The sequence below is a fragment of the Sorangium sp. So ce321 genome (assembly GCF_051530195.1).
Classification (GTDB): Bacteria; Myxococcota_A; Polyangia; order Polyangiales; family Polyangiaceae; genus Sorangium.
The window spans coordinates 767,546-780,364 of sequence record NZ_CP150329.1 but is presented as its reverse complement, the minus strand read 5'-3'; the positions used below and the strand labels follow the sequence as shown (position 1 = coordinate 780,364).

The following is a 12,819-nucleotide window of genomic DNA, read 5'->3' as shown; positions in this document are numbered from 1 at the left end:
GCATCAGGCCCGTACCGCTGAATCCTGTGCGCCCGGCGTCGTCGCGTGGATAACGCGCATTCGTCGGAGCAGACATGAGCCAGGATCAGAAGCCCCCTCCCGCTGAAGGCAGCGCCCTCTGGTACAAGGACGCGATCATCTACGAGCTCCATGTCCGCGCGTTCAGCGACTCGAACGCCGACGGCATCGGCGACTTCGAGGGGCTCGTTGAAAAGCTCGACTATCTCCAGGATCTAGGCGTCACCGCGATCTGGCTCTTGCCCTTCTACCCCTCGCCGCTGCGCGACGGCGGATACGACATCGCGGACTACACCAACATCAACCCGTCTTACGGGACCCGGCGCGAGTTCGCCCGCCTGCTGCGCGAGGCGCACCGCCGCGACATCCGCGTCATCACCGAGCTCGTCCTGAACCACACCTCGAACGAGCACGAGTGGTTCCAGCGGGCGCGGACCGCTCCCAAGGGCTCGCGCTGGCGCGACTTCTACGTGTGGAGCGACACGCCCCACCGCTACAAGGACGCCCGGATCATCTTCAAGGACTTCGAGACGTCGAACTGGGCCTGGGATCCGGTCGCCAACGCCTATTACTGGCACCGCTTCTACTCCCACCAGCCCGACCTCAACTTCGAGAACCCGGACGTGCACGCCGCCATGTTCAAGGTGGTCGACTTCTGGCTGGAGATGGGCGTCGACGGGCTCCGGCTCGACGCCGTGCCGTACCTCTACGAGCGCGACGGGACGAACTGCGAGAACCTGCCGGAGACGCACGAATTCCTGAAGAAGCTCAGGCGCCACATCGACGCGAACTTCTCCGATCGCATGCTCCTCGCGGAGGCCAACCAGTGGCCCGCCGACGCCGCCGCGTACTTCGGGAACGGCGACGAGTGTCACATGAACTTCCACTTCCCGCTGATGCCCAGGATGTTCATGGCGGTGGAGCTCGAGGACAGCTTCCCCATCGTCAACATCCTGAAGCAGACGCCCCAGGTCCACGAGAACAGCCAGTGGGCGACGTTCCTCCGGAACCACGACGAGCTGACGCTCGAGATGGTGACCGACGAGGACCGGGACTACATGTACCGCGTCTACGCGCAGGAGCACACGGCGCGCATCAACCTCGGCATCCGCCGGCGGCTCGCCCCGCTCATGAAGACGCGGCGCAGGATCGAGCTGATGAACGCGCTGCTCTTCTCGCTGCCGGGGACGCCCGTCCTCTACTACGGCGACGAGATCGGGATGGGCGACAACATCTATCTCGGCGACCGCGACGGCGTGCGCACGCCGATGCAGTGGAGCGCCGACCGGAACGCCGGCTTCTCCAGGGCGAACCCGCAGAAGCTCTACCTGCCGATCATCATCGACCCCGAGTACCACTACGAGGCGATCAACGTCGAGGCGCAGCAGCAGAACCCCGCCTCGCTCCTCTGGTGGATGAAGCGGCTCATCACCCTGCGCAAGCAGTACAAGGTGCTCGGCCGCGGGACGATCGAGTTCCTGCACCCGGACAACAGCAAGGTGCTCGCGTTCATCCGCGCGCACGGGGACGAGCGGCTCCTCGTCGTGGCGAACCTCTCGCGCTACGCGCAGCACGTCGAGCTCGACCTCACGCGCTTCTCGGGCATGGTGCCTGTCGAGCTGTTCGGCAGGAGCCGCTTCCCGGAGATCACGAGCACGAGCCGCTGCTACTCGCTGTCGCTCGGGCCGCACGATTTCTTCTGGTTCTCGCTGGAGCCGGCGGTGCCGGCGGTGTCCGCGGGCGATGGCCAGGCGGCGCCCGCGATCTCGACGAAGGGCACGTGGCAGGCGCTCCTCTCCCCCGAGGGGCGCCGGGCGCTCGAGCCGGCGATCGGCAAGTACATCGCGGTGCGCCGCTGGTTCCGCGGAAAGGCGCGCACCCGGCGCACCACGACGCTCGCGGACGTCATCCCGATGTCGCGCGACGAGCAAGGGGCGGCGCAGCACTTCATCCTGCTCGTGCGCGTCGAGTACACGGACGGCTCGCCGGAGACCTACGTCGTGCCGATCGGCTTCGCGACGGGCGATCGCGCGCGGGAGCTCGCGACGCGCACGCGCCACGCGGTGATCGCGGACGTCACCGTGCGCGACCCGGACCCGGAGAGCGCGGCCGCGCCGGAGGGCATCCTCTACGACGCGCTCGCGACCCCGGAGTTCGCCTCGCTGATCCTCGCCGCGATCCGGGCGCAGGGCGTCGCCGCAGGCACCGCCGGCGAGCTCCACGCGCTGCCGCTCGGGACGACCCTGGAGGCGCTGGGCGCGGAGGGAGAGCTCCCGGCGCGCATCGCCGAGAGCGAGCAGAGCAACACGACGATCATCTACGGCGACAAGCTGCTCCTCAAGATCTTCCGGCAGGTCGAGGAGGGCATCAACCCGGAGCTCGAGATCGGCCGGTTCCTCACGGAGCACCAGTTCCCGTCCACGCCGCGGCTCGCCGGGGCGATCGACTACCGGGCCCGCGGTCGCGAAGCGACCACGGTGGCGATGCTCCAGGAGTACGTGCAGAGCCAGAGCGACGCGTGGACGAGCACGCTCGAGGCGCTGAACCGCTTCTTCGAGCGGGTGCTCGCCGACGAGGAGTCGGTGAAGGGGAGCGCGCCGCCCATGCCGACCGGCACGCTGGTCGACGCGTCGCGCACGGCGCCCCCTCCGATCGTGAACCAGCTCATGGGCACCGAGCTCGTGAGGATGCGGCTGCTCGGCGAGCGCACCGCGCAGCTCCACCTCACGCTCGGCAAGCCGAGCAAGGACCCCGCGCTCGGGCAGCAGCCGTTCACGACGCTGCACCAGCAGTCGATCTTCCAGTCGGCGCACGGCATGCTCTCGCGCACCTTCGCGCTGCTGAGGAAGCGCGAGCGCTCGCTCCCCGAGAACGTGCGGGAGCAGGTGTCGGCGCTGCTGCAGCGCGAGGCCGAGATCAACGCGAAGCTCCAGCAGATCGTGTCGAGGAAGTTCGACGTCACCCGTATCCGGACGCACGGCGACTTCCACCTCGGCCAGGTGCTCTCGACGGGCGACGACTTCATCCTGATCGATTTCGAGGGGGAGCCGGCGAGGCCGCTGAGCGAGCGCCGCTACAAGCGCGGCCCGCTCCGGGACGTGGGCGGGATGCTGCGCTCGTTCGACTACGCCGGCGCCGCGGCGCTCAGGGACGGCCGCCTCCGGCCGGAGGACGTCACCGTGCTCAAGCCGTGGACCGAAGCGTGGGTGGCCTGGATCTCCGCGAGCTACCTCGCGGGCTACCTGGAGACGATCGCGCGCGCCCAGGCGACGGCGGAGGCGCGGACCGACGAGACGGCGCCGTTCGTGCCCGCGAGCGACGCGGACACGGTGCTCTTGCTCGACTTCTACATGCTCGAGAAGGTCATCTACGAGCTCGGCTACGAGCTCAACAACCGTCCTGAGTGGCTGGACATCCCGCTCCGCGGGCTGGAACACCTGATTACGCCCAGAGCGTAATCAACTTCCCGGTCGTCCCCTTCTCTCTCCCTCCCCGGCCTGGTCAGAGCCGCCTCAGGCGCCGCCTTACCCGGCGCGCGCCTGGGGTGGAGCGCTTGCGGCGGCTCGACGGCCCTCGTTCGATGATCGGCGCGCGGCGGGCGGCGGCAGCTGGCCGGCGGGCGCTCGCATCGGCTCTCGAGGGAAGAAGGTGCCTTGGCGCGAGGCGATTGGCGCGTTCGGCAGGCGAAGAGTCGAGTCGTACGGCGGCTCCCTCTGCTAGGCTGTCGTCCTGCGCCGCCGAAGGAGAGCCCCGGAGAGCGCGGTTGACCCGAACCTCGGGCCAGGAGGTCCTACCCCGTGAGCAGGATGTGGCAAATCGGCCTGGGACTGCGCATTACCGCCTCTCTTCTGTTTTTCTCATCCATGGTTCGCGCCGAGCCCACCCATGAGCCGGTGGAAGACGCCGTGACCCGCCTGCGCGCGCAGGCGAATGCCGCGCAGGCGGAGGGCCACTTCGCGGAGTCGCGCGAGATGTGGCAGGGGATCTGGAAGATGGAGCGCTCGCAGGTCGCCGCCTGCAACATCGGGGCGCTCTCCTACCGGATCGGCGACGCGCCCGCTGCCGTGCGCTGGCTGTCGCTCTGCAAGGAGATCATGCGGCCGCCGAGCACGCCGGAGGAGCGTGAGCTGTACGAATCGCGGCTGTTCGACCTGGCGCGCGCGCGCCAGCTCGTCGGCGAGATCCGCATCGCCGTTCCCGCCGGGGCGTCCTGCACCCTCGACGGCGAGCAGGTCACGGTCGAGCGCGACAAGCCCGTTCCCGTCAACCCTGGACACCACACCATCGCCGCGACGCTCAACGGTGCCTCCGTCAGGGTCGACATCGATGTCCGCCGCGGAGAGGTCCGCGAGGTGCGGCTCGATCTGGCGGCTCCGGCGCTCAGGCCCACGGCGACGAGGGGCCCCGCGCTGGCGAGCGCGCCGCCGGGCTCCGGGCTGCGGACCGGCCTCATCGTGGGGGGGATCGCCGCCTCGACGGTCTTTCTGGCGCTCGGCGGGGTGCTGATGGTCGTGGCGCACGAGGCGGAGGTGAACCGGGACGAGACAGCGCGGAGCGTCGGCGGCAACAACTGCCTTCGCCTCATCGCGCCCGAATGTAAGAAGGCCGCCAGCTACGAGAACACCATGTTCACGGCGCGCGAGCTCGGCGCGGCCAGCTTCATCACGGGCGGCGTGCTGGCCGCCGGCACGCTCGGGTTCGCGCTCTTCACGCACCAGCGCACCGAGATCACCGCGTCCGCCAGCAGCGTCGCGGTGAGGGGGGTGTGGTGACCCCGAACGCGGGCGCTCGCCGGGTCCCCTGCCCCGCGCGTCGGCCGCCGAGGCCGCGTGGCTGCGGCGCGCTGCTTGGCTGAGACAGGCTGGCTGAGGCAGGCCGCTGGACGGAGCGGGGAGCGCCGTTATCCTGGAGCGCCGGAGGGGCGATGATCCGGCTGGAGCTCGCAGGCGCGCATACGCGGTTGCACTCGACGCTTTGCGGCGCCTGCCCGCAGGGGCCGACCGGCTGCTGCGCCAGCCCTCCTGGCGTCGAGTGGTCGGACATCGGGAGGATCGTGTCGCTGGGCGGCGCAGGCTGGCTGTTCGAGCAGATCGCGGCGGGCAGCCTGCGCCCTGGCCAGCGCGGCCTGCTCATCCTCCGCGTCGAGCCCCGCGGCAGCGACGGCCGAGCGCTGCCGAAGCGGTGCGCTTTCCACGGCCACGAGGGCTGCACCATCCCGCCGGAGCGGCGCGCGGCGACATGCAATTACTACGTCTGCGACGACGCCTTCGCGCACGGGGGCGAGCCTCGCGGCGCCCCTGAAGCGCTGGCCGGCCGCAAGGCACACGACGCGCTCGTGGACCTCTACGGGAGCTGGGATCTCGAGCTCGCCGGCCGCATTCGCGAGGGCTGGCCCGACGGCCCTCCCTGGAATCAGGGTTTCCTCGACTGGCTCGGTCGCGAATACGAGCGCCTCGCGGTCAGGGCAGCGTCCGCCCGGGCGCTCAAGGAGGGATAGCCCCGCACGGCGCAGGCGAGGCACCGACGGTGCCCAGCAGGCCTATATTTTTCTGTCATCACCGCAAATAAATGACCAATATGGCGCTCCGGGTGTGATTTTCGCGCCGAGCTCCTTGGACGCGCGCCGTGTTGGGACATACTCGTGCGCTCGATGGCTTGGCCGCGCCTGGCGAGCAAATGCGTGCTCGCTCGGAACGCGCCGAGGAAAGGAGACTTATGTCACGGTGGTTGAAGCTCTCGGTGATCGCCCTTGGCGCCAGCGCGCTCTTGACGGCGTGCGGAGACGACGGCGAGACGTCCGCTGGCTCCAGCAGCACGAGCACCTCGTCTGCGAGCGGCTCAGGGACGGGCGGCGGTGATGCCTCGACGGGCGCGTCCACGTCGGGTGGCGGCGGGAACGGCGGCGGCGATGGCGGCAGCGGCGGCGGTGATGGCGGCAGCGGCGGCGGTGACGGCGGCAGCGGCGGCGGCGCGTCCGCGCGCGCGGAGGCCGAGCTCGAGGGGGTGAACTCGATCGAGCTGGCCGGGACTGCGGTCTTCGAGCAGAGCGGAGACGAGGTGACGCTCACCATCACGGTGTCCGGCTGCCCTGAAGGCGAGCACTCCGCGCATATCCACGAGAACAAGAGCTGCGGGAGCAACGCTGACGATGCGGGCGCCCACTGGGTCCCCAACGGAGAGGGACTCGGCAGCTTCACGTGTGATGCGAGCGGCGAGGGCACGCACACGGTCACGCGCGGCACCGACGTCTGGACCGTCGGCGATGGCGCCAGCACCGACGTGACGCAGTTCGCGATCGTCGTTCACGCCGCGGCAGACCCGAGCGCGGGCGGCCGCATCGGCTGCGGCCTCATCGAGACGGAGTAGCCTCCGCCGGAGCGCCTCGGCTCCACTGTCCCGGACTCCGGATGGTGGAGCCACGCTCCCGCGTCCGACGCTGGTGCACGCGGCGTCTCGCTGGCTGCGTCGTGCTGACTCGCACGGCGCAGCTAGCGAGAGGCCGAGTCCTTCTTCGAGGGCATCGTCGTGATCTCCTGACGCCGGAGCGAGACAGTGCGCTCGACGACATCCGACTCGGAGAGCTGCAGAAAGAGCGACTCGTCGAAGCACCCGGACCGCGACACGACGACGACCTGCATCCCGGTGGGCAGCTCGACGCTGAGCGGCGTCTTGCCGAGCTCCGTCCCGTTCCACGTCACGTTGGCGTCGGAGGGCTCGCTCTTGATCGTGACCTTGGCCTTCACGCCAGTGTACTCCGGAGCGGCCGAGGACGTCGTGATGGGCGCCGGATCCGGAACCTGCGCCTGGCCGTCCGGCCGCGCGCCCCCCTGGGCCATGGCGACGGCCCCCGCGGCCAGCAGCGCTGCCGCGCCGAGCGCCGTGAAGAGGTACCCGCGCTGCCGCCAGGGCGAGGCGCGGCCCACGGTCGCGCCGAGGCTGTCCGGATCGGCCGCCGGCTGCTCGTGCTGGCGCTGGCCAGGGGTGCTGTGATCGCTGAGGACGGGGAGCGCCGCCGCGGTCGCGGAGGGCCACATCGAGCGGTTCATCCCCATGACCATCGAGGCGCGAGGGAACTCGCTGATCATCGACGCGCGCTGGATGTCGCCCGCGACGTCCAGCGAGGTCAGGTACTCGAACTGCGCGGTGACCTGCTGGCGGACGAGCGCCCGGCTCTCGGCGAACATCTCGAGCACATACGCGCCGAGCTGCTCGTTGCGGACGTCCTCGCCCGAGACGAGCAGGTAGCTCTCCAGCGCGTCGCCCATCTCCTGCGCGGTGTCGAAGCGTCGCGCCGGGTCGCGCTGGAGGGCCTTCGCCACGATGTCGTCGAGCGCCGGGTCGATGTCCGGCATGACGGTGGAGAGCCGGGGGATGTCCCGCGTGAGCAGCTGGTGCATCACGGCGACATGATCGCCATCGAACAGCCGGCGCATCGCGAGGAGCTCCCAGAGCACGATGCCGATCGCGAAGACGTCGGCCCGCCGGTCGACGTCCTCGCTCGCCATCGCCTGCTCGGGCGCGGCGTACGCCATCTTGCCCTTGAAGGTTCCGCTCTCGGTGTGCGCCGCGTTGAGGGACGCCTTCGCGACGCCGAAATCGACGATCTTCACCGCGCCGTCGTACGTGATGAAGATGTTGTGCGGGGAGACGTCGCGGTGAACGATGCCGAGCAGCCGGCCGTCGAAATCCGTGAGCTCGTGGGCGTAGTGCAGCCCGCGCAGCGTCTCGGCGATGATCCTGACCCACACCGCGCGCGTGAAGTTCGGGGCGCCGGGACAGCCGCTCACCACCGCCCTGACGATGTCCTTGAGCGGCTGGCCCTCCAGGTACTCCATCACGATGAAGTACCCGCCGCTCTCGCCCCCGATCTCGTAGGTCTGGATGACGTTCGGGTGGTTGAGCCGAGCCGACAGCTTGGCCTCGTCCAGGAACATCAGGACGTAGCGCGGGTCCTCCGCCATCCCCACGCGGAGGCACTTGACGACAACGAGCTTGTTGAACGACCCTGGCCCGCGGGACACGGCGAGGAACACATCCGCCATTCCACCGCGGCCTAATTTTGCAACTAGGCGGTATCGACCAAGCAAGCTGTTACTCGCTTGCTTGTTCGTCGAGATGATTTGACCGCCTGCATTCACGACATCCCCCGCTATAAGAGCTTAATTACTCCGTTGACCTGAAGTTTGCAAAGACTTTTACGCTCGGAAACAATCGGGCTCACCGCGAGCGTGTGGCGCGTTGCTCCATCGCCCTGCCGTCGCGGCGCAGCATTCTGGCGCGCCGCTCCATCGCTGTAGGGCGAACCCGGTCGAGCCAAAAAACGTTGGGGCCCTAACGAAATGCATCGGGCCCGAGCCACCTGCTCTGTGGCCACGCGCACATGTGCTCGGGTCAACGCGCCAGTCTATCGGTCACGACGTCATTGTACACTGACAGCGCCACGAACGGCGGCGTGCGGTGGGGTCGCGCGACGTCGATCCTGTGCTCCGCCGCGGACGCTCGCGGCGCCAACCCCGCGCCAACGATGGATCGAGTCAGTAATGGCGCTCACATGTTCGCCGATTCAGGCCACGCGGCCGCCCCGCGCGGCGCGCGGCGCGGACGAAGCGCTGCCGTTGTCGCGCTGGAGGTGAGGCGTCTACCAGGGGTCCTGCGCCCAGAACCGGCGGACCACCTCGAGCGTGGCGTCGAGCTGCTCGAAGTGGGGGAGGCCGCGCGTCGGCGTGATGCGAGCGACCTCCACGCGCGCGTTCTGCTGCGTGAGGTCGTCGATGCGGTCGAAGCGCGCGTAGGGATCCTGGTCGTAGAGGACCAGGGTGGAGACCGGCAGGCGCGCATAGAGGCGCTCGAAGGCGTCCTCGGTGAAGAGGTCGCCGGCGATGAACGCGAGCGGGGCGCGGTGAGCGCCGGGCTCCTTCGAGGTGCCGATCGCGTAGTCGACCAGGCCGGGATCCGGGGCGCCGACGAAGCTCTTCTTCAGGAACCAGCGGATGCTCGGCGGCGTGGCGAGCACGCGATAGAGCGCCTCGGCGACGTGGGGTACGTGCGAGACAGCGCGGAGGAGGAAGCTCGCGCCGGGCGCCGCGCGGCCGAGCCCCGTGGGGGACACGAGCACGAGGCTGTGGACGAGGCTCATCTCCTCGCACGCGACGGCGGCGGCGAACTCGGAGGAGAGCGACAGCGCGACGACGTCGGCGCCGCCCGACGCGCGCACCACGTCCGTGAGGAACCGGCGCACGGCGGCGCGATAGAGCTCGCGGTCGTAGGTGCGATCGGCGCGCTCCGAGAGGCCGAACCCCGGGAGATCGAGGGCATAGACAGGCCGCTCCCGGCGGAGCGCATCGAACAGGGGAGCCACCTCCCGGGACGAGGCGGCCGCGTCGACGCCGTGAAGGAGCACCACGGGGCGCCCCGCAGCGCGCGTGTCGACATAGTAAGCGAGGCGCCCCGCGCTCCACGTGTCGACGTGGCGGACCTCCGCGTCCAGCGCCGGGGCGAGGGGCGCGCGCTCCGCTTTGCGGAGCACGTTCGGCACGAGCCGCTCGACGACCGAATCAAGGCTCATCGCGCGCGCGCCCATCACTTCTCCTCCGGCGGGAGCGTCATTCCCTCGTCGTCAGCGCGCTCGATGTCGGCGATGCTCGCGGTCCTCGGAGCCGGTCGAGCGTCGACGCCGCCGCTGTCCCCCCGACGATCCTGGCCGGGCTCGCGGCGGCTCTCGCGCACGGCTTGACCCGAGGCCTCCTGCGCGGCGCGCACGAGCCGCTCCAGGCGCTCCTCGTCCATGTGGTGACGAGCCCCGTCCGGACCACCGTGCCGATCCTCGAAACGGTGGTGCCCGACACCAGGCTGGCCCTGGGGGGCCGTGCGATCAGGTCGAACTGTCATGCTCAGCTCCTTTCACGCGAGCTCAAAAGCACGGACCGTGCCCCAGCGGATCGCAGCCCCGGGGACTCCCGCGGAAGGATTACCTGGCTGAAACGGAGCAAGGACGCCTCAAATGTGACGTTTTGCCTCGATGGCTTTCCGTCGATTCGATGCTTCCCACGGGTCACATCCCGTGTCGGACATACGCACGCACGGGCTCTTCAAGCTGCATCTTCAGGACATCGTCGCGCGTCGAACTCGTTGCGTCCGCATCTCGGCGCGGGTCGTCGTTCGATCTCCACGGGCATGATCGCGCGGAGATCCAGCGCCGGCCCGCGGGCGCGCGGCGCTGGATCTCGAGGGGCCACGGAGGCGCGGCGCCCGGCCGCGGGAGCTCAGCCGGCGACGTCGAGCTTGCGGCCAGCGGGCTTGTTGATGTCGGCGAAGAAGTCGTTGCCCTTGTCGTCAACCACGATGAAGGCGGGGAAATCCTCGACCTCGATCTTCCAGACTGCCTCCATGCCGAGCTCGGGATACTCGAGCACCTCGACCTTCTTGATGCAGTCCTTGGCGAGGCGCGCGGCCGGGCCGCCGATCGAGCCCAGGTAGAAGCCGCCGTGCTTCTTGCACGCCGCGGTGACCGCGGGCGAGCGGTTGCCCTTGGCGAGCATCACGCAGCTGCCGCCGTGCTCCTGGAAGAGGTCGACATACGCGTCCATCCGGCCAGCCGTGGTGGGCCCGAACGAGCCGGACGCGTAGCCCACCGGCGTCTTCGCGGGGCCCGCGTAGTAGACCATGAACTCCTGCATGTAGCTCGGCATGCCCTCGCCGCGGTCGAGGCGCTCCTTGATCTTCGCGTGCGCGATGTCGCGCGCGACGATCATCGGCCCGGTCAGCGAGAGCCGCGTCCGGATCGGGTACTTCGAGAGCTCGGCGCGGATCTCGCGCATGGGGCGGCGGAGATCGAGCTTCACCACCTCGCCCCCGAGATCCGCCTCGGTGGGGTCGGGCAGGTACTTCGCGGGATCTGTCTCGAGCTGCTCGAGGAAAATGCCCTCGCGCGTGATCTTGCCGAGCGCCTGCCGGTCCGCGGAGCAGGAGACGGCGATGCCCACGGGGCACGAGGCGCCGTGGCGCGGCAGGCGGATGACCCGCACGTCGTGGCAGAAGTACTTGCCCCCGAACTGGGCGCCGATCCCCGTCCGCTGCGCGAGCTCGAGGACCTTCTGCTCGAGGTCGCGGTCGCGGAAGCCGCGGCCGCGCGCGTTGCCCTCGGCCGGGAGCGTGTCGAGGTAACGCGCGGAGGCGAGCTTCGCGACCTTGAGCGTGTGCTCGGCCGAGGTGCCGCCGACGACGATGGCGAGGTGGTACGGCGGACACGCCGCCGTGCCGAGCGCGCGGATCTTGGCCTCGAGGAAGGAGAGCAGGCTCTCGGGGTTCAGGAGCGCCTTGGTCTCCTGGTAAAGATAGCTCTTGTTCGCGGAGCCGCCGCCCTTCGCCATGAAGAGGAGCTTGTAGGCGTCGCCGTCCGTCGCGAAGATCTCGATCTGCGCAGGGAGGTTGTCGTTCGTGTTGACCTCCTTGTACATGTCGAGCGGCGCGAGCTGCGAATAGCGGAGGTTCTGCGCGCGGTAGGTCTCGAACACGCCGCGCGCGATCGCGGCCTCGTCGCCGCCGCCCGTGAAGACGAGCTGGCCCTTCTTGCCCATGACGATGGCCGTGCCGGTGTCCTGGCAGGAAGGGAGCACGCCGCCCGCGGCGATGCTCGCGTTCTTGAGGAGCTCGAGGGCGACGAAGCGGTCGTTCGAGGAGGCCTCGGGGTCGCCGAGGATCCGCGAGAGCTGCGCGAGGTGACCGGGCCGGAGGAGGTGGGCGATGTCGCGCATCGCCTCGCGCGCGAGCAGGGTGAGCCCCTCCGGCTCGACCTTGAGGAAGGTCGAGCCGGCGGCCTCGAAGGTGGAGACATGGTCGCGGCTGACGAGGCGGTAAGGGGCCTCGTCATGGCCGAGGGGCAGCATGTCCTGGTACTGGAAATCGGTCATCGTTCGGGTCTCCGGGGGCAAGGAGGCTGCGGTCCCCTCCTTCTTTGCATGGCTCCGGCGCGGGGCTCAACACCCGCCCGACGCCGGCCGTCACGCGGGGAGGTCGCGCTCGACGCCGTCGAGGAGGGCCGAGACCGACCGCAGGAGCGGCTCGCGGGCGCTCCGCACGAAGAAGTGCCCGCCGGGGAACATCTCGACCCGGAACGGCCCGCGCGTGAGCTCGCGCCAGGCCTCGATATCGGCGCGGCTCGCGCGCTCATCGTCGAGCCCGCCGAAGGCCGAGATCGGGCAGTCGAGCGGCGGGCCGGGCACGAACGGCTCGACCTCGTTGACGGCGACGTCCGCGCGCAGGACGGGCAGGAAGAGCGCCAGGAGCTCCGGCTCGCGCAGCACCTCCTCGGGCGTGCCCCCCATGCGGCGGAGCGACGCCAGGAACTCGGCGTCGGACAGGCCGTGGAGCGGGGCAGTGACGGGCAGGTGGGGCGCGCGCCGGCCCGAAACGAACAGGTGGCGCGGGAGCGGCGCGCCCCGGCGGCGCAGCTCGCGCGCGAGCTCGAAGCTCACCAGCGAGCCGAGGCTGTGGCCGTAGAAGGCGAACGGCTTCGTCAGCCAGCCCTCGATCGCCGTCGCGAGGGCCTGGACGAGCGGCGTGAGGCGGTCGAACGGCGCTTCGCTCATGCGCGCCTCCCGGCCGGGGAGCCTGATCGCGCAGAGCTCGGTGTGCGCGGGCAGCTCGCGCCACCAGGCGCTGTAGACCGAGGCGCCCCCACCCGCATAGGGGAAGCAGAAGAGCCGGAGCCGGGAAGCGGGGTTCGGCCGCGGGCAGCCCACCCAGGTGTCGGAGGTCGATCGCGTGGTCATGAGGTGGCGCTCAGGGTAGCTCGACCCTGCT

At 69.9% G+C, this 12,819-nt stretch carries 9 protein-coding genes; 4 read left to right on the top strand and 5 right to left on the bottom strand.

Going from position 1 to position 12,819, the window contains the following annotated elements; all coding sequences use genetic code 11:
* Nucleotides 1-74: 74 nt before the first annotated feature.
* From treS to WME89_RS03005, 4 genes are all read left to right on the top strand, one after another.
* Complete coding sequence (gene treS, locus WME89_RS03020) at nucleotides 75-3,476, top strand: maltose alpha-D-glucosyltransferase (protein WP_438007779.1); 3,402 nt, start codon at nucleotides 75-77, stop codon at nucleotides 3,474-3,476.
* Between the two features lie 447 nt (nucleotides 3,477-3,923).
* Nucleotides 3,924-4,790, top strand: a complete 867-nt coding sequence (locus tag WME89_RS03015; RefSeq protein WP_438007778.1) for a hypothetical protein — start codon at nucleotides 3,924-3,926, stop codon at nucleotides 4,788-4,790.
* Nucleotides 4,791-4,978: 188 nt separating this feature from the next.
* Entirely contained in the window at nucleotides 4,979-5,515 is a 537-nt protein-coding gene (locus WME89_RS03010; RefSeq protein ID WP_438007777.1) for a hypothetical protein, read from the top strand.
* A 218-nt stretch (nucleotides 5,516-5,733) separates the two neighbouring features.
* A complete protein-coding gene (locus WME89_RS03005; protein ID WP_438007776.1) occupies nucleotides 5,734-6,384 on the top strand; it encodes a superoxide dismutase family protein in 651 nt (216 codons plus the stop codon).
* 122 nt (nucleotides 6,385-6,506) lie between these two features.
* On the opposite strand, the gene WME89_RS03000 is transcribed toward WME89_RS03005, so the two are convergent.
* The 5 genes from WME89_RS03000 to WME89_RS02980 all read right to left on the bottom strand — a co-directional run bounded on the left by WME89_RS03000 (nucleotide 6,507) and on the right by WME89_RS02980 (nucleotide 12,788).
* Nucleotides 6,507-8,156 (bottom strand): protein kinase domain-containing protein, encoded by a 1,650-nt coding sequence (locus WME89_RS03000; RefSeq protein ID WP_438007775.1) that lies wholly within the window; start codon nucleotides 8,154-8,156, stop codon nucleotides 6,507-6,509.
* Nucleotides 8,157-8,656: 500 nt separating this feature from the next.
* Nucleotides 8,657-9,583, bottom strand: a complete 927-nt coding sequence (locus tag WME89_RS02995; RefSeq protein ID WP_437623424.1) for an alpha/beta fold hydrolase — start codon at nucleotides 9,581-9,583, stop codon at nucleotides 8,657-8,659.
* A 14-nt stretch (nucleotides 9,584-9,597) separates the two neighbouring features.
* Nucleotides 9,598-9,906: a hypothetical protein gene (locus WME89_RS02990; RefSeq protein WP_438007774.1), complete on the bottom strand. Its 309-nt coding sequence runs from the start codon at nucleotides 9,904-9,906 to the stop codon at nucleotides 9,598-9,600.
* Nucleotides 9,907-10,280: 374 nt separating this feature from the next.
* Nucleotides 10,281-11,927, bottom strand: a complete 1,647-nt coding sequence (locus tag WME89_RS02985) for a fumarate hydratase (protein ID WP_438007773.1) — start codon at nucleotides 11,925-11,927, stop codon at nucleotides 10,281-10,283.
* 90 nt (nucleotides 11,928-12,017) lie between these two features.
* A complete protein-coding gene (locus WME89_RS02980) occupies nucleotides 12,018-12,788 on the bottom strand; it encodes a thioesterase II family protein (protein ID WP_438007772.1) in 771 nt (256 codons plus the stop codon).
* Between the last annotated feature and the right edge of the window lie 31 nt (nucleotides 12,789-12,819).

Coding starts and splice junctions, on each gene's coding strand:
- WME89_RS02980 (WP_438007772.1), bottom strand. CDS start 12,788: ATGACCACGCGATCGACCTCCGACACCTGGGTGGGCTGCCCGCGGCCG.
- treS (WP_438007779.1), top strand. CDS start 75: ATGAGCCAGGATCAGAAGCCCCCTCCCGCTGAAGGCAGCGCCCTCTGG.
- WME89_RS02985 (WP_438007773.1), bottom strand. CDS start 11,927: ATGACCGATTTCCAGTACCAGGACATGCTGCCCCTCGGCCATGACGAG.
- WME89_RS02990 (WP_438007774.1), bottom strand. CDS start 9,906: ATGACAGTTCGACCTGATCGCACGGCCCCCCAGGGCCAGCCTGGTGTC.
- WME89_RS03005 (WP_438007776.1), top strand. CDS start 5,734: ATGTCACGGTGGTTGAAGCTCTCGGTGATCGCCCTTGGCGCCAGCGCG.
- WME89_RS02995 (WP_437623424.1), bottom strand. CDS start 9,583: ATGAGCCTTGATTCGGTCGTCGAGCGGCTCGTGCCGAACGTGCTCCGC.